Here is a 17,497-nt window from a genome sequence, read left to right as displayed (position 1 = left end):
AAGTGTATTTCATAGTCATTTTACAAAAACATAGTACTCACTTAAGAACCATCGAGAACTAAGTTCCTCAGAATAATGGTATCCATGACTTTCAGCATAAGACAGCAACCACTCATTAAACATATAAGAAAACAAAAAACTAGAAACTAATAAAACAAAACATAATTTAAAAAGCTTTTTAAGTTTTTCTTTATTTGGCTTTCTCTTAGTAGAAACAGTATAAATAGAAACATAAGAAAGCAAAGCAAATAAAAAACCGGATGAAAATAACTGAATATTCTGACCACCTAAGGATAAACTTTCCTGATCGGATGAAATTGCTCCAAAAAAGTCCAACAAATCAGATACCGGAAGATAAATCATAAAATATGTACATATAGGAAATAGAATTGAACCTATAATAAATGTGCTATAATCTATTTCTTCATTTTTCATAATGAAAAACCACTATTTTTAAAGCTCTGCATCGCTCGGTATTGGTTTATTTTATCTTTCATCTCCCATTTTTCCACCTCTTCCTTTTGAGACCAAAATAGCATAATTTCCTTTTGGAACCTCTTTGTGAGGTTAAATTCTTCATCTATTTTACTAGCTGCAAAGCTGGCAACAACACCGACAAAAACAACCACAAACAGAGCTGCTGAACCACCAGCAGCGACAACACCTACAGAAACCATCGTTTTTAATGTTATACTAGCAACTAAAGCAGCCAAACCCACTTTAATAATGTCACTTGCTATAACTCCGAATAATTTAGCCAATACTCTTTTATTTGACTCTTTAAAGAAATACTCAGCTATTCTATAAGATGTGACAAAGATAACAGTAATAATTGCACCTTGCTTAACCGTCTGTAATGCCTTTTCTTTTCCTATAGCAAAACTTACGGCCATCGGTGGCGAAATCTTACCAGACAAAGCCATAACTTTTCTTTGTAAACTAGGTGTTCCTTTAATTACAATATGATTAAAACCACCATACTTCTCAACTGCAATAGGAGCTGCGCTACCTGACAAGGCTACAGCAACTCTACCTAAATACGCCAAATCATCTACAGTTGCATAGTAGTTTGCAATAAATTCTAACTTATCCTTTAAACTATTCCACCGAAGTTGTTCATGCTTAGGGATAAATTTACTAACCAATTTATCAAATTCATTGATAGAAAATGCATAGCATTCTAACTTTATTAAATAAAAATTGTTTATTACTTTTTCATTTTAAGTACGATATCACACTATAATGAAATCATAGATATATCAGTATTTCTTTACATATAATTCATGAGTAGGCGTAGTTGAACGTAGAGAACGAGTTATAATACTGACAAAATCCATTGCTGATGTTGTTGCCAAAGAAGTTTCGTTGCCATGAGCATCGACATCACAATAACTAGAGGACGAATCCATTTTTGCCCTTTACTTACCACGACCTTCGCCCCTAACTGAGCACCAAGAAAACCGCCAACAGCCATGGTTAAGCCAAGCTTCCACACTGGCAACCCGGCTAAGATAAAAAAGAGTAGTGCCGCTATGTTTGACGTGAAATTGAGGATTTTTGTTCTAGCAGTGGCTTCGACCAAAGAAAAGTGACCCAGTGCAACAAAACAAACAGTAAAAATAGATCCAGTCCCAGGGCCAAAAAAGCCATCATAGAAACCGATCCCACCACCAATGCATAGCGCAAACATCGCTTCAGATAACTTTGGTTCTCCATCTATTTTACGTGTACTTGGCGCGAGTAAAAAATAGAGGGAAATGGCAATCAAAAGAACAGGAATCAAACTGGTGAGTACGCTAGCATCAATAAACTGCACAGCCTCGGCACCGATCGCTGCACCGATAAAAGTGCAAAGTATCGCGAAACGCATTTCCTTTAGGCTGACAATACCGTTACGCACGAAATACCAGCTAGCAGAGAAACTGCCAAACGAACTTTGTAACTTGTTGGTTGCTAGAGCTTGAGTCGGACTCAACCCCGCTGCCAAAAGCGCAGGGAGCGTAATGAGCCCTCCCCCACCAGCCATCGCATCAATAAAGCCTGCGGCAGTCGCAACAAAAAATAGAGCCAACAAAATCTCAACCGTGATTTCCACTACACATCCTTTTTATTTAAAGAGGCATCAAAGAGGAAAAACGGTAGCACTTATTCACAAAACCACCAATGGAAAGTCAAGACACCAATCTATTCCTAATTTTCATCATTTAATAAATCTAGAAAATGACACATTAAAAACATCAATCACAACCAAATATAGAGCCTCACCTCAAGAGCCTCTTAATATTTTGATAGAAAAGGAAAGCGCTGTCTTAATAGGGAACGTCTAATCTGATAAAAACGAAAATAATGGATAACTTACTGACTCGACCATCCAGAAAAACAACAATTACACTCAAAAATCGAACAAATAGTGAACATTAATCAGCTATTCAACGTTATTGGCTCTAAACCCAAGACGAGCGGTTATTCGGGAGAGCTAAGAAATCTTACAATTGGAATCTATGAGGAATTGAAAGTTGAATACTAAATCAATTAGCATAGCGAACATCTCAATAAGTGTATGTTTATACTTGGCATTGACTATTGGTCTGACTATTAGCTTAAGCATTTGGAATGACTGGTTTTCTTTCACTCAACACATTGATCTAGATACGTACCTTCTTACATTGGGAGCTATTACGGTTGTTGTTGTATGCATTCCAAACATCCTGACAATAAGCAAAGGATTAAGTATTGCTGCAAAAATAAACTTAATCACTATCTCTTTTATCATTCTTACCTGCAGTATCAACTTTGTTGTAGCAAGTGGTAGTACTATTTCTTCATCTTTAGGAACATTGCTTGCCATAATTAGCTTGATGATCTTCAAAAGCGAAGCATACCAATCGTTCCTAGCACATTTTAATACTCTTCATTTTAAAAAAACCTAGATATAAAAAAGCCCGCTCAAATGAGCGGGCAATGAGGTTGTCATATAAGCCCTATTTTCGGGCTTACTGATTTTTATCTATTACGCTTCTAGGCTAGCTTTCACTTTTGCGTGTAGCTCTTGAACCGAAGTTACTGACGCTTTTGCGTCTGCAGTGTGAGACATACATGTAGCGAACGCTGCGTTCAGTGTCGTTGTGTAGTTCACTTTTTCTGCCAGTGCACCGCGGCGTAGAACTTTCGAATCTTCAATCGCTTGACGACCAGCAGCCGTGTTTACAATGTAGGTGTATTCGTTGTTCTTGATACGGTCAAGAATGTGTGGACGACCTTCGTGTACTTTGTTTACCAAACGTGGGTTGATACCCGCTTCGCCCAGAATCACAGCAGTACCGTGTGTCGCATCCAACTGGTACCCCAGTTTCACTAGCTTAGAAGCCAGGTCAACAACACGCTCTTTATCGCCTTCACGTACTGACAGTAGCGCACGACCACCTTCAGGGTAAACCGCACCACAACCTAGCTCTGCTTTCGCGTAAGCTTCTGCGAATGTTGCGCCAACGCCCATTACTTCACCTGTTGAGCGCATTTCTGGGCCCAATAGCGGGTCAACGCCAGGGAATTTGTTGAACGGCAGAACCACTTCTTTCACTGAGTAGTAAGGAGGGATAATCTCTTTAGTAAATCCTTGTGACTCTAGAGATTGACCCGCCATTACACGTGCAGCGATTTTCGCTAGAGGTGCACCTGTCGCTTTCGATACGAATGGTACCGTACGAGCAGCACGAGGGTTCACTTCGATTAGGTAAACGTCGTTGTCTTTCACAGCAAACTGCGTGTTCATCAAACCGCGTACACCGAGTTCGAACGCCAGCTTCTCAACTTGCTCACGCATCTTGTCTTGAATTTCCTGACTTAGCGTGTATGCAGGCAGTGAACATGCAGAGTCGCCAGAGTGAACACCCGCTTGTTCGATGTGTTCCATGATACCGCCGATAACGACGCGTTCACCGTCACAGATAGCATCAATATCAACTTCGGTTGCATCATCCAAGAAACGGTCAAGTAGAACTGGAGACTCGTTCGATACGCTTACTGCTTCGTTGAAGTAGCGACGCAGGTCTTGCTCGTCGTATACGATTTCCATCGCACGACCACCGAGTACATAAGATGGACGAACAACTAATGGGAAGCCAATTTCTTTCGATTTTTCAACCGCCTGTTCCATCGTTGTTACTGTCGCGTTTTCTGGCTGAAGTAGACCTAGACGGTCAACAGCTGCCTGGAAGCGTTCACGGTCTTCCGCACGGTCGATAGCATCTGGGCTCGTACCAATGATTGGAACACCAGCCGCTTCTAGAGCACGAGCCAGTTTAAGTGGCGTTTGACCACCGTACTGAACAATCACACCTTTTGGTTTTTCAACGCGAGCGATAGACAGTACATCTTCCAGAGTTACTGGTTCGAAGTACAGACGATCAGACGTATCGTAGTCAGTAGATACCGTTTCTGGGTTACAGTTAACCATAATGGTTTCGTAACCGTCTTCACGCAGCGCAAGTGATGCGTGTACACAACAGTAATCGAATTCAATACCTTGGCCGATACGGTTTGGACCGCCACCAAGAACCATGATCTTGTCTTTGTCTGTTGGGTTTGCTTCACACTCTTCATCGTAAGATGAGTACATATAAGCCGTATCAGAAGAAAACTCTGCGGCACACGTATCCACACGTTTGTAAACCGGGTGAATATCAAACTGCTCACGAGCACGGCGAATTTCACTTTCAGCGACACCAAGCAGTTTAGACAAGCGCGCATCAGAGAAGCCTTTACGTTTCATCTGGCGAAGAACGTCTTTGGTCAAACCTGCGTAGCCGCCCGCCTTGACTTGCTCTTCGAGTTTTACGATTTCTTCGATTTGAACCAGGAACCAACGGTCAATTTGAGTCAAGTTGAACACGCCGTCAACTGACATGCCAGCTCGGAATGCATCGGCGATGTACCAGATACGCTCAGCGCCTGCTTCTTTAAGTTCGTGACGAATCTTAGTCAGTGCATCTGGTGCTTCTAAATCGACCATCTCGTCAAAACCAGTTGCGCCAACTTCTAGGCCACGAAGTGCTTTGTGAAGAGATTCTTGTTGGTTACGACCAATTGCCATTACCTCACCAACCGATTTCATCTGAGTAGTCAGACGGTCGTTTGCGCCAGCAAATTTCTCGAAGTTAAAGCGAGGAATCTTAGTTACGACGTAGTCGATAGTTGGCTCGAATGATGCTGGTGTTGCACCGCCCGTGATGTCGTTTTGTAGTTCGTCCAGAGTAAAGCCAACAGCAAGCTTCGCGGCAATCTTAGCGATTGGGAAACCTGTTGCTTTTGACGCTAACGCAGAAGAGCGAGATACACGTGGGTTCATCTCGATGATAACCATACGGCCATCTTTCGGGTTGATACCAAACTGTACGTTTGAACCACCTGTTTCAACACCAATTTCACGTAGAACGGCTAGCGATGCATTACGCATTAACTGGTATTCTTTGTCAGTCAGTGTCTGTGCTGGTGCTACTGTGATTGAGTCACCCGTGTGGATACCCATTGGATCAAAGTTTTCGATTGAACATACGATGATACAGTTGTCCGCTTTGTCACGAACGACTTCCATTTCGTACTCTTTCCAACCGATTAGTGACTCATCGATAAGAAGTTCGTTGGTCGGAGATAAGTCCAGACCGCGACGACAGATTTCTTCGAACTCTTCTTTGTTGTACGCGATACCACCACCAGTGCCACCCATGGTGAACGATGGACGGATGATACAAGGGAAGCCAACCATATCTAAAACTTTGTAAGCTTCTTCCATGCTCTTCGCTGTATCTGCGCGAGGACACTCAAGGCCGATAGACTTCATCGCTTTATCAAAACGAGAACGGTCTTCCGCTTTGTCGATTGCATCTGCAGTTGCGCCGATCATCTCTACGCCGAATTCTTCTAGTACGCCGTGTTTCTCTAAGTCTAACGCACAGTTAAGTGCAGTCTGGCCACCCATGGTTGGCAAAACTGCATCTGGACGCTCTTTTTCAATGATCTTGCGTACCACTTCCCATTGGATTGGCTCGATGTAAGTCGCATCAGCCATCTCTGGGTCTGTCATGATCGTTGCTGGGTTCGAGTTAACCAGAATAACTCGGTAGCCTTCTTCACGAAGTGCTTTACAGGCTTGTGCGCCAGAGTAGTCAAACTCACATGCCTGACCGATAACAATCGGACCAGCACCAAGAATTAGAATACTTTGAATGTCAGTACGTTTTGGCATTATCTACTACTCCGAATTAAGCGCTGTGTTTTTTGATTAGTTCGATAAAGTGGTCAAATAGCGGTGCCGCGTCATGTGGACCTGGGCTCGCTTCTGGGTGACCTTGGAAGCTAAATGCTGGCTTGTCTGTGCGGTGAATACCTTGCAAAGAGCCATCAAATAACGATACGTGAGTAGCACGTAAGTTTTCCGGTAACGTTGCTTCATCTGCCGCAAAGCCGTGGTTTTGCGAAGTGATCATCACAACGTTACGGTCTAAATCTTTTACTGGGTGGTTTGCACCATGGTGACCAAACTTCATTTTCACGGTTTGTGCACCTGACGCTAACGCAAGGATTTGGTGACCTAAACAGATACCGAAGATAGGTAAGCCTTTTTCTAGGAACACTTTTGTCGCTTCAATCGCGTAAGTACATGGTTCTGGATCACCAGGGCCATTTGATAGGAAAACACCGTCCGGGTTCATCGCAAGCACTTCTTCCGCTGACGTTTCAGCAGGAACAACCGTTAAGCGGCAACCGCGGTCAACCAACATTCGTAGGATGTTGCGTTTTGCGCCGAAGTCGTAAGCAACGACGTGGTATGGCAGCTCGCTGCCATCTTTCGCCTCTGGAAGTCCACCTTCAAGCGTCCACGAACCTTGTTTCCATTGATACGCTTCTTTCGTTGTAACTTCTTTCGCAAGGTCCATTCCTTTTAAGCCTGGAAATTCTTTTGCTTTCGCTAAAGCCAAAGCTTCATCTAGGTTATTACCCGCAACAATACAACCGTTTTGAGCACCTTTTTCACGCAAGATACGAGTGAGCTTTCGCGTATCAATATCAGCGATGCCAACGATATTTTGAGACTTAAGGTAATCAGAGAGGGATTGTTCATTACGGAAGTTAGAAGCGATAAGAGGAAGATCGCGAATCACAAGGCCTTGTGCATGAATGGAAGAGGATTCTTCATCTTCGGAAGTGGTTCCGGTATTGCCAATGTGAGGATAAGTAAGGGTGACGATTTGCTGAGAATAGGAAGGATCAGTGAGGATTTCTTGATACCCCGTCATCGAGGTATTAAAAACGACTTCACCAACGGAAATACCATCTGCCCCTATGGATACTCCGTGGAACACTGTCCCATCTTCTAGGACTAACAGTGCTAATTTACCCAAGACAACCTCCAGAATAAAAATGCAAAAAAAATAAATCAAACTGCAAACATGCCTTCCTTTACCTATAAAATCTACATAAATAGGTATTTCAGACAAATTGGCGGTATTCTAAAGTTGGACTGGAAACCTGTCAACCTACAATCAAAAATAAATTATCAATTTCTAGCGAGTAAGGTCATTTCGAATCAGTAAGGCTCAAAAAGACAACTTTTGAATGCTATTACATAGGGAGGGATAGAGGTTTAATAAATTTTACAAATTTGAACTTTTTAGGGATCACAAAAAATTATGAGTTTTTAACGCAAACGTTCACCAAGACAAAAACAGCAATACTTTTAACGGTTACACCCAAAAACAAAGCCAAAACAGACAAAAACATAACAAAAGTAAGTGCTAAAATCTTCTCTATCAGAATCATTTTATTTACAAATAATTCTATAGATATAAAAAAGCCGGCTAGCGCCGGCGAATAATTATGTATTTAGAGTTCATTCAATCCCAAAACATCTGTCATGGTATAAAAGCCCGCAGGTTTAGCACTCAACCAAACGGCAGCCTTTACGGCCCCATTAGCAAACGTCATGCGATCAGTCGCTTTGTGCGTTATTTCCACTCGTTCCCCGATATCAGCAAACATAGCTGTATGCTCACCGACGATATCGCCAGCGCGAATCGTAGCAAAGCCGATCTCATCTTTTGTTCGTTCACCAGTAATGCCTTCTCGGGCATAGACAGCTACATCATTCAGCTTATTACCCATCGCACCAGCAATGGCTTCTCCCATTCCGATAGCGGTACCAGAAGGAGCATCAACTTTATGGCGATGATGTGCCTCGACAATCTCGATATCACAGTAATCACCCATCACTTGGGCTGCTTTCTCAAGAAGCTTAAAGACAAGGTTTACGCCTACAGAATAATTTGGCGCCATTACAACAGGCACTTGCTTAGCGGCTTCGTCAATCAGTTCACGCTCTGCATCACTGAAGCCAGTCGTCCCAATCACAATACTCTTTCCATGCTTCTTACACAGTTCAAGATTCGCTAATGTGCTTACTGGAGCGGTGAAATCGATGATTACATCAAAATTATCGACGTCTTTAGCAAGATCATCCGTTAAGAGCACATCGAATTTACCTTCACCACAAAGTTCACCGATATCGACACCGACGAGTGAAGACTCAGGTCGTTCTGATCCCGCGCTCACTGTCGCTTCAGGATTAAGGTGTGAAGCTTTAACCAAATTACGGCCCATTCGGCCAGCTGCTCCTGCGATTGCAATACGAACCATTGCGCTTTCTCTCCTTCTCTGGATAACGAGGTTTACTCTCGTTCTCTCGTTTTGCTTAATCTGTTTAAACTAACAACATACTATGGTTACCACAAGCAAGTTCATCGAGCTTAAGCAAACTCTTTTACAACACGCTCCAAGATAGGTACGTTCGCTTCAGGAAAGGTATAGTAGCCCAATTCGCTGATTTCAACCCAGCATCCTTCTTGACCTTCTCGACCGTAAGGCTCATTACTGAATTGAGATACTGTAATAAAATCAAACTTGAGTGATTTGTCTGGATAGTCGTATTCCAAATGTTCAAAAGGGGCTTGCTCAATAACTTCAATTCCTACTTCTTCTTCGAGTTCTCTTGTAATAGCAAGCTCAATGCTTTCTCCCGGCTCGACTTTGCCACCCGGAAACTCCCAAAACCCGCCTTTGTGCTTATCATCAGGACGCTTTGTAATAAAGATCTTTGATTTGTCTTGGTTAAAAATAATTGCCGCGACTATGTGAATTCTTTTCATGGGGATTCCTAACTCTCAAGACCGTTGTACTTTTCTATTGTGACAACGAGCTTCTACACCTCAAAAACTTGCTGACCTATCAAACTTATGGAATTTGATAGCCAAAGAATTTATTTAAAAAAAGAGTCGCCTAAGCGACTCTTTGATAAATAATCCGACTAACAGATTAGTCGATTTTGCCGTGGCACTGTTTGTACTTCTTGCCACTGCCACAAGGGCAAGGTTCATTACGACCTACTTTACGTTCATCACGTACCATTGGTTGATTTGAACCTTCTTCAGATTCTTCGCCTTCAGAAAGCGGATTTTGTGCTGCAGCGTGTTGCGCTTGTGCACGACGAGCGGCTTCTTCAGCTTGCGCACGACGCTGTTCTTCCATACGTTCAACTTCTTCTTGTTGCTGAACGCGAACACGAGATAGAACAGTAATAACGTCTGTTTTCAGCGCTTCTAGTAGACCCTCAAACAGTTCAAACGACTCACGTTTGTATTCTTGTTTTGGGTTCTTCTGTGCGTAGCCGCGTAAATGGATACCTTGACGCAAGTGATCCATCGCAGCCAAATGCTCTTTCCAAAGCGTATCCAGAGTCTGAAGCATGACCGATTTTTCGAAGTTGCGAAGCACTTGTGCACCCACCACTTCCTCTTTCTCTTTGTACACTTCAACGGCTAGGTTGATGATCTTTTCACGTAATGCTTCTTCGTAAAGCTTGTCGTCTTCTTCAAGCCATTGCTTCACTGGCGCATCAAGATCGAAGTCCGCTTTCAAGCGCTCTTGTAGACCTTCAACATCCCACATATCTTCTAGTGACTGTGGTGGAATGTACTCATCAATAACCGCTGTTAGCACATCTTCACGGTTTTGCTCGATCATGCCGCTGATGTCTTCAACGTTCATTAACTCGTCACGCAGTTCGTAGACAACCTTACGTTGATCGTTCGCTACATCATCGTATTCAAGCAGCTGCTTACGGATATCAAAGTTACGACCTTCCACTTTACGCTGTGCTTTTTCAATTGAGCGAGAAAGCATCTTCGATTCAATAGCTTCACCTTCTTCCATACCACTTTGAATAAGGCTAGCCATACGATCAGAAGTGAAAATACGTAGCAAAGAGTCTTCCATAGATAGGTAGAAGCGCGATGAACCCGCATCACCTTGACGACCAGAACGACCACGTAGCTGGTTATCAATACGGCGAGATTCGTGGCGCTCAGTACCGATGATATGTAGACCACCAGCTTCTAGCACTTGGTCATGCACCACTTTCCACTCTGCTTTAATCGCATCGATTTGCTCTTGAGTTGGGTTCTCTAAAGCTTCAACTTTTGATTGCCAGCTACCGCCAAGCACAATGTCCGTACCACGACCGGCCATGTTGGTCGCGATAGTTACCGCACCAGGCATGCCCGCTTCAGCAACAATTTCCGCTTCTTTCTCATGGAATTTCGCGTTCAATACGTTGTGTTTGATCTTAGCCTTCTTCAATGCGTTAGAAAGAAGTTCTGACTTTTCAATCGACACAGTACCAACAAGCGTTGGCTGCCCTTTGGCAACACGCTCTTTAATATCTTCAATGATTGCCGCAAACTTCTCTGCTTCAGTACGGTAAACCACATCTGGCATATCGTTACGAATCATCGGCTTGTTGGTTGGGATAACCACCGTTTCCAAACCATAGATAGACTGGAATTCGAACGCTTCAGTATCCGCTGTACCTGTCATACCTGACAGTTTTTCGTATAAACGGAAGTAGTTCTGGAAGGTTATAGAAGCCAAAGTTTGGTTTTCGTTTTGGATCTTAACGCCTTCTTTCGCTTCTACTGCTTGGTGAAGACCTTCAGACCAACGACGACCTGGCATTGTACGACCAGTGTGTTCATCAACGATGACCACTTCGCCTTCATCAGTAACGATGTAATCAACGTTACGCTCGAATAACACATGAGCACGCAAAGCAGCATTCACGTGATGCAACATGCTGATGTTAGCCGGAGAGTAAAGTGTATCACCTTCCTCCATCAGACCGTTTTTCACCAACAGCTCTTCAACGTATTCTTGACCCGTTTCTGTTAGGTATACTTGCTTTGATTTTTCATCAACAGTGTAGTGACCATCACCACGGTATTCTTCAGAGTCTTCTTTATCTTGCTTTTTCAGATGCGGGATCAAAAGGTTGATTCGAGTGTATAGCTCAGAGCTATCTTCAGCAGGACCTGAAATGATCAAAGGAGTACGAGCTTCATCAATTAGGATTGAGTCCACCTCATCGACAACTGCAAAGAAGCGATCACGCTGTACACGGTCTTCGCTACGGAAAGCCATATTGTCACGAAGGTAGTCAAAACCAAATTCATTGTTGGTTCCGTATAGAATGTCAGCTTGGTACGCTTCTTTTTTCTCTTGAGGAGGCATGTTTGGCACGTTTACGCCAACGGTCATACCTAAAAATTCAAATAGAGGGCGGTTCGTCTCAGCATCACGTTTAGCAAGATAATCGTTCACTGTTACGATGTGAACGCCTTTACCAGCAAGAGCATTTAAGTAAGCAGGAAGCGTTGCAGTCAGCGTTTTACCTTCACCTGTACGCATCTCCGCAATTTGACCCGCATTTAGAACCATACCACCGATAAGCTGAACGTCGAAGTGACGCATGCCGTAGACACGCTTAGATGCTTCACGAACCGTAGCAAAAGCTTCAGGAAGTAATTTATCAAGAGTTTCACCTTTCTCTAGGCGCTCACGGAACTCAACCGTCTTTGCTTTTAACTCTTCATCACTTAGAGCTTCGAATGTTGGCTCGTAGTTATTAATTTCTTTTACAATTTTTCTAAGGCGGCGCAGTGTTCGGTCGTTGCGACTGCCAATCACTTTTGTCAGTAGCTTAGTTATCATTTTTCGTGAATCTCTCTTTAATCAGACCGTTCCCGATCTACTCATAATGCCTTCAGTCTCTGCCAGTTTGGAACTAAGAATACTGAGATAAATCATTTATCAAAGATATTGAGTTCAAACATCCATATTTCAAGGCTAAGTTTCGAAACAATGTGGCTTAGTGTAAGGATTTTTCATCGATACAACCATAAATAGACGTATTTGTTTGAAGCACTCTGAAGTTTTTACTTAAAGTGGTGACTGATTAGACGATATTGCATACCACAATATGTGTAATCTATTCAGAGCAGACTTTGCTTTTTACCTTGCTACATTGTAAAACTGAAGCGAAAGACGTTAATGTAAACTATACCTTGATAGAAAGCTGCTCTAGAATAGCTGATATCTCAACAAAATTAGATTTTACCTATGCGTGATCACCGTCCAACCTCGACTGAAGATGTTATTGCTGAATCACAGTTCAAGCAGATTCAAGAACATGCTGGAGAAATCTTACAGCTTAACCAAGCTTTGCAAGAGATCTTACCCACAGGGACGGCCGATCATTGCCGGGTGGCGAATGTTCGTAACGGCCACCTATTGATCGATGTTTCTAGTGCCGCGATCAAAATGAAGATCGATTACGATCGCCTCATGATCCTAAATAAACTTCGTACTCAAGGCTTTGCCAAACTGATGAGCGTTGAAGTGAGGATCAATCCATCATTATACCGAAATCGTTTCGAACAAGACGACAGACCTAAACGTCCACCATTAACAGAATCTGCAGCAAAGTCATTGATGACGATTGCCGACATGGCACCGCCTAAAATTCAAGAGCGTTTAAAGCGATTGGCCGATATGGCAGAAAAGAAAGACCGTAAGTGATCGTTATTTCAATATGCTGAAAAGCTCGAATGCTATTAATAAGCCCAAGATTAAAGCCAAATAGCAAAAAACCAGGCATAAGCCTGGTTTTTATTAATTTTAATGCCGAGTATTTACGCAAGCACCATATTTGGTTCAGCGAATGCTACTGGTGAGCCGACTTCTTCTTCGAATGTAGTCCACTCCCACGCTTCCTGATCAGCAAGAACTGCTCGCAGAAGTTGGTTGTTCAAACCGTGACCCGATTTAAAGGCGCGAAATTCACCGATGATTGGGTGACCACACATGTAAAGATCACCAATCGCATCCAACACTTTGTGAGTCACAAACTCATTTTCAAAGCGTAGACCTTCTTCGTTAAGAATACGGTAATCATCCAATACGATAGCATTGTCGAAACTACCACCCAATACTAGGTTTTGAGATTGTAGATATTCGATATCACGCATAAAGCCAAACGTACGTGCACGAGAAATTTCACGAACGAAGCCTTTTGAAGAGAAATCAAACAGCAAGCGCTGTTCGTCTGACTCAATAGCAGGGTGATTAAATTCAATTTCGAAGTCCATGCGGAAGCCGTTAAATGGTACAAACTCTGCCCATTTATCGCCATCTTCAAAACGAACTGGCTTTTTAATACGGATGAAACGTTTTGGCGCATTTTGCGTTTCGATACCTGCTTGTTGTAGCAAGTATACAAATGGGCTAGCACTACCATCCATAATTGGAATTTCAGGTGCATCTACTTCGACAATAATGTTGTCGATGCCCATACCAGCAAGTGCCGCATTCAAGTGTTCTACAGTTGAAATACGCACACCTTCGTCGTTTACCAATGCAGTACATAGCATGGTGTCACGAACAGAAGCTGGATCAGCTGGAAAATCTACAGGTGGGTTTACATCTGTACGACGGTAAATGATACCTGTATTTGCAGCAGCCGGGCGCAGAGTAAGCGTGACTTTACGACCAGAGTGGAGGCCCACACCAGTTGTTTTCACTATTTCTTTCAGAGTACGTTGTCTGATCATCTGCTTGCCTCTCAAAAATTTGCTACAAAACACGGCCGTCTGTAACGTCGACCGTGAATGCTACCATAATTTTGAGCCATGTCAAATTTATGGATTAAAGATTAATCAGCCTGACGACGCAAAAATGCCGGGATATCTAAATAACCACTTTCCTTCTCTTGCTTCGGAGCCGCAGAGCTTTGGCTCGACGATGCTGGAGAAGAAGAAACTGTATTTGTCTGCTGAGGAGTTACCTGTGGCTTCTCTTGCACTTGATTATTTTGCAAGGTTTGTGCCGGTTTCTCTTCAGCTTGCGTTGCCGCCGCTTGCTGTTGTGGTTGAGCCTGCGGCGTCGGAGCCACTTTCGCTTTACCACCCGCAACTAGCGTGATATCTGGCTTTTTCTCATTGCCAATACCTGTCGCTACAACTGTTACGCGGATTTCATCAGTCATATCTGGATCTAGAGAAGTACCGATAACAACAGTTGCATTGTCAGAAGCAAATGCTTTCACTGTATTACCAACCGTCTCAAACTCGTCAAGACGCATATCCAGACCTGCAGTAATATTGACAAGAACACCACGAGCGCCCGCTAGATCGATGTCTTCCAGAAGTGGGCTAGAAATTGCCATTTCAGCCGCTTCTTCAGCACGATCTTCGCCTTTAGCAATACCGCTGCCCATCATCGCGTGACCCATTTCAGACATTACTGTCCTTACGTCCGCAAAGTCGACGTTGATCATGCCAGGGCGAGTAATTAGCTCTGCAATGCCTTGAACTGCGTTCTTAAGAACGTCGTTCGCACTTGCAAAAGCTTCTAGTAGCGTGACACCACGGCCAAGTACTTTAAGCAGCTTTTCGTTTGGAATCGTAATCAAAGAGTCAACGTGCTTAGACAGCTCATCGATACCTTGCTCAGCGAACGCCAAACGCTTTTTGCCTTCAAAGCTGAACGGTTTTGTCACTACCGCGACAGTTAGAATGCCAAGCTCTTTAGCTACTTCAGCAATAACAGGTGCTGCACCAGTACCTGTACCGCCACCCATACCAGCTGCGATAAACACCATATCGGCGCCAGTTAGGGAATCTTTAATTCTATCTCTGTCTTCGAGAGCTGCGTCACGGCCAACCTGTGGATTAGCACCTGCACCCAGACCTTTGGTGATATCGCCACCGATCTGAATAACATTGCCAACGCTTGTCTTACGAAGTGCTTGCGCATCAGTGTTGACGCTGATGAATTCCACACCTTCGATGGATTCACGCACCATGTGTTCAACGGCATTACCACCGCCGCCACCAACCCCAACGACCTTGATTACTGCATCGTCAGACATTTCCATCATCGGTTCAAACATGTGTTGTCTCCGTTTATCCTGCAACTCAGGTTAAAACTCTTTTTGTATCCAGTTACGCAATTTATCGAAAAAGCCAGTAACAGATGAGCGTTTAGGTTCATTATAATCGCTATCGTCGCTAGACTGCATGTCTCTTGCGTAATGAAGTAATCCAACTGCCGTAGAATGGTACGGCTCTTTTACATAGTCAGTTAATCCGCTGACTTCGAGCGGTTTGCCGACCCTTACTTGATTGCGGAATACGCGTTCCGCACATTCTATCACTCCGTCCATTTGCGCAGCACCGCCGGTGAGTACCACTCCCGCAGCTAGATGGTGCTTTATACCCTCTTCGCGCAATTTCGCTTGTACAGAGTCAATAGTTTGGTTAACCAGTCCCATAAGCTCAGAGTAGCGTGGCTCAATCACTTCTGACAACGTTTGACGTTGCAGACTACGTGATGGTCGCCCACCTACGCTTGGTACATTAACCGTGTCATCCTTACTGACCAGTTCACTCAAAGCACAGCCATATTTGACTTTTATTTCTTCAGCATCGCTCACTGGCGTACCAAAAGCAAAAGCAATATCGCTGGTTACAGCATTTCCTGCGTACGAAAATACTTCTGTGTGACGTAACGCACCGCCAGTCCAGATGGCCACATCCATCGTGCCGGCGCCAATATCCACCACACAAACTCCAAGCTCTCTTTCATCCTCGGTGATTACTGCATTACTTGCAGCAAGCCCAGAAAATACGAGTTGCTCTACTTTAAGGCCGCATCGTTCTACCGCCTTAATAATATTGCGTGCCATGTCATTATGGCATGAGATAAGGTGGACACTTACTTCCATTCTTACCCCAGATAAACCAAGCGGATTTTTGATTCCCTCTTGGTAATCAATGGTGAACTCTTGCGGAATCACATGAAGGATTCGCTGTTCATCACCGATTTTAATCGATTTTGCGGTATGGATAGCGCGATCCATGTCTTCTTGAGACACTTCTTCATCTGAAATCGTGCCCATACCTTTTTCAATTCGGCTTGCGATATGCTTACCAGACAACGAAATGAAGACTCGGCTGATCTGGCACTCGGCCATCAATTCAGCTTGATCAATTGCACGTTGTACTGATTTTACAACCGACTCCAAGTCATTCACGCCACCTTTATCCATGCCACGTGAAGGGCTACTACCTGCGCCAATAATATTAATTTGACCGTCTGGTAGAACCTCACCCACTAGAGCCGATACGGTTGCAGTGCCTATATCAAGACCAACAATAATGTTGTCATCAGCGGGCTTAGTCATCTGTACTCTCTTCTAACTCTTGTTCAGGAAACCAACCAACTGCGGCTCCTGTATCGTACCTAAGATCGATATAACTGATTCTTTGCGTGTCACTGCCAAGCTTGTTATAGAGCTTAAAAAATCGCTCTATACGCTCAAGAAGAGACTCTTTACCGAGCTCTAATCGAATACCGTTATCAAGGATGATTTGCCAAGCTCGTCGCTCGTTTAATACCAGAGACGATATCGCTAAACCCAATTGCTGAAACTTAGGACTCAAATCACGGTAAGTCTGTAAGACTTCTGGTCCGCTGTCTTTGGGTCCGTACAGTTTCACTTTTTCTTCTTGTAACAGAGCCACATCGCCATCAAAAACAAACCCGTTTTTATCTAACAGTTCGTTGCCATTCCAAATGGCTTCAGGTTGATGCTCTGTCAAAAAAACTTTTACTGTATCCGGCCACTGCTTTCGGATTGCGGCATGCGCCACCCATGGCAGAGCTTCGACACTTTGCTGTAATACATCAATATCCTGAGACATAAATGTACCGATGTGATCTATTCGACTAAATGCAGCCTGCACATCGTCAGCTTGGACATACTCCAGTTTTCCCTGAAGTACTATTTTGGAGAGAGGTAACCTTTGGTCATCCCACATCCAACTGATCGCCGAGTACAAAACAGAACTAATTAAGGTCACAACCACAACGAAAAATAACGCACCCAAGATTTTCTCTTGGCGACCACGGTTATTATCCGTGTTTGGTCGCTCGTCATTCAGTGCAATATTCAACAACGTCTTCGTTTCCTGACTTTTGTCGTGTACTTTTTACCCACATAATTACGCAGAGGTAAAAGTCTTGACTTTAACCTTGGGATTATACTGAGCTC

At 43.5% G+C, this 17,497-nt stretch carries 13 protein-coding genes; 1 reads left to right on the top strand and 12 read right to left on the bottom strand.

All coding sequences use genetic code 11. The annotated features are described in order from the left end of the window. Positions 1 to 15: 15 nt before the first annotated feature. The 8 genes from LIX84_RS14185 to secA form a co-directional block, all read right to left on the bottom strand. Positions 16 to 435, bottom strand: coding sequence for a hypothetical protein (locus tag LIX84_RS14185; RefSeq protein WP_046873988.1), 420 nt, complete (start codon positions 433 to 435; stop codon positions 16 to 18). Beyond that, entirely contained in the window at positions 432 to 1,145 is a 714-nt protein-coding gene (locus LIX84_RS14180; protein ID WP_226421567.1) for a hypothetical protein, read from the bottom strand. The genes LIX84_RS14185 and LIX84_RS14180 overlap by 4 nt, the downstream gene beginning before the upstream one ends. A 170-nt stretch (positions 1,146 to 1,315) precedes the next feature. After that, complete coding sequence (locus tag LIX84_RS14175; RefSeq protein ID WP_005396424.1) at positions 1,316 to 2,095, bottom strand: TSUP family transporter; 780 nt, start codon at positions 2,093 to 2,095, stop codon at positions 1,316 to 1,318. A 915-nt stretch (positions 2,096 to 3,010) separates the two neighbouring features. Continuing rightward, complete coding sequence (gene carB, locus LIX84_RS14170) at positions 3,011 to 6,244, bottom strand: carbamoyl-phosphate synthase large subunit (RefSeq protein WP_226421566.1); 3,234 nt, start codon at positions 6,242 to 6,244, stop codon at positions 3,011 to 3,013. A gap of 16 nt (positions 6,245 to 6,260) precedes the next feature. After that, a complete protein-coding gene (carA, locus tag LIX84_RS14165; RefSeq protein ID WP_226421565.1) occupies positions 6,261 to 7,400 on the bottom strand; it encodes a glutamine-hydrolyzing carbamoyl-phosphate synthase small subunit in 1,140 nt (379 codons plus the stop codon). 481 nt (positions 7,401 to 7,881) lie between these two features. Then, positions 7,882 to 8,691 (bottom strand): 4-hydroxy-tetrahydrodipicolinate reductase, encoded by an 810-nt coding sequence (gene dapB, locus LIX84_RS14160; protein ID WP_226421564.1) that lies wholly within the window; start codon positions 8,689 to 8,691, stop codon positions 7,882 to 7,884. Between the two features lie 110 nt (positions 8,692 to 8,801). Next, a complete protein-coding gene (gene mutT, locus LIX84_RS14155; protein WP_226421563.1) occupies positions 8,802 to 9,200 on the bottom strand; it encodes an 8-oxo-dGTP diphosphatase MutT in 399 nt (132 codons plus the stop codon). A 166-nt stretch (positions 9,201 to 9,366) separates the two neighbouring features. Beyond that, complete coding sequence (gene secA, locus LIX84_RS14150) at positions 9,367 to 12,096, bottom strand: preprotein translocase subunit SecA (RefSeq protein WP_005396435.1); 2,730 nt, start codon at positions 12,094 to 12,096, stop codon at positions 9,367 to 9,369. 408 nt (positions 12,097 to 12,504) lie between these two features. Between secA and LIX84_RS14145 the strand changes: the two genes are divergently transcribed. Then, complete coding sequence (locus tag LIX84_RS14145; RefSeq protein WP_012842148.1) at positions 12,505 to 12,963, top strand: DUF721 domain-containing protein; 459 nt, start codon at positions 12,505 to 12,507, stop codon at positions 12,961 to 12,963. A gap of 113 nt (positions 12,964 to 13,076) precedes the next feature. Here LIX84_RS14145 and lpxC read toward each other — a convergent pair whose 3' ends face one another. The 4 genes from lpxC to LIX84_RS14125 form a co-directional block, all read right to left on the bottom strand. Next, positions 13,077 to 13,994: a UDP-3-O-acyl-N-acetylglucosamine deacetylase gene (lpxC, locus tag LIX84_RS14140; protein WP_025768410.1), complete on the bottom strand. Its 918-nt coding sequence runs from the start codon at positions 13,992 to 13,994 to the stop codon at positions 13,077 to 13,079. Between the two features lie 101 nt (positions 13,995 to 14,095). Continuing rightward, positions 14,096 to 15,334 carry a cell division protein FtsZ gene (ftsZ, locus tag LIX84_RS14135; protein WP_226421562.1) on the bottom strand — a complete coding sequence of 413 codons (1,239 nt, stop codon included), beginning with the start codon at positions 15,332 to 15,334 and terminating at the stop codon, positions 14,096 to 14,098. A 30-nt stretch (positions 15,335 to 15,364) separates the two neighbouring features. Further along, positions 15,365 to 16,627: a cell division protein FtsA gene (gene ftsA, locus LIX84_RS14130; protein WP_226421561.1), complete on the bottom strand. Its 1,263-nt coding sequence runs from the start codon at positions 16,625 to 16,627 to the stop codon at positions 15,365 to 15,367. Next, complete coding sequence (locus LIX84_RS14125; protein ID WP_012842151.1) at positions 16,620 to 17,402, bottom strand: cell division protein FtsQ/DivIB; 783 nt, start codon at positions 17,400 to 17,402, stop codon at positions 16,620 to 16,622. The genes ftsA and LIX84_RS14125 overlap by 8 nt, the downstream gene beginning before the upstream one ends. Between the last annotated feature and the right edge of the window lie 95 nt (positions 17,403 to 17,497).

It is taken from the genome of Vibrio sp. E14 (assembly GCF_020515785.1).
In the GTDB taxonomy this organism is placed as follows: Bacteria; Pseudomonadota; Gammaproteobacteria; order Enterobacterales; family Vibrionaceae; genus Vibrio; species Vibrio diabolicus.
The sequence above is the reverse complement of the archived record's forward strand: the minus strand, read 5'-3'. Positions and strand labels throughout refer to the sequence as shown.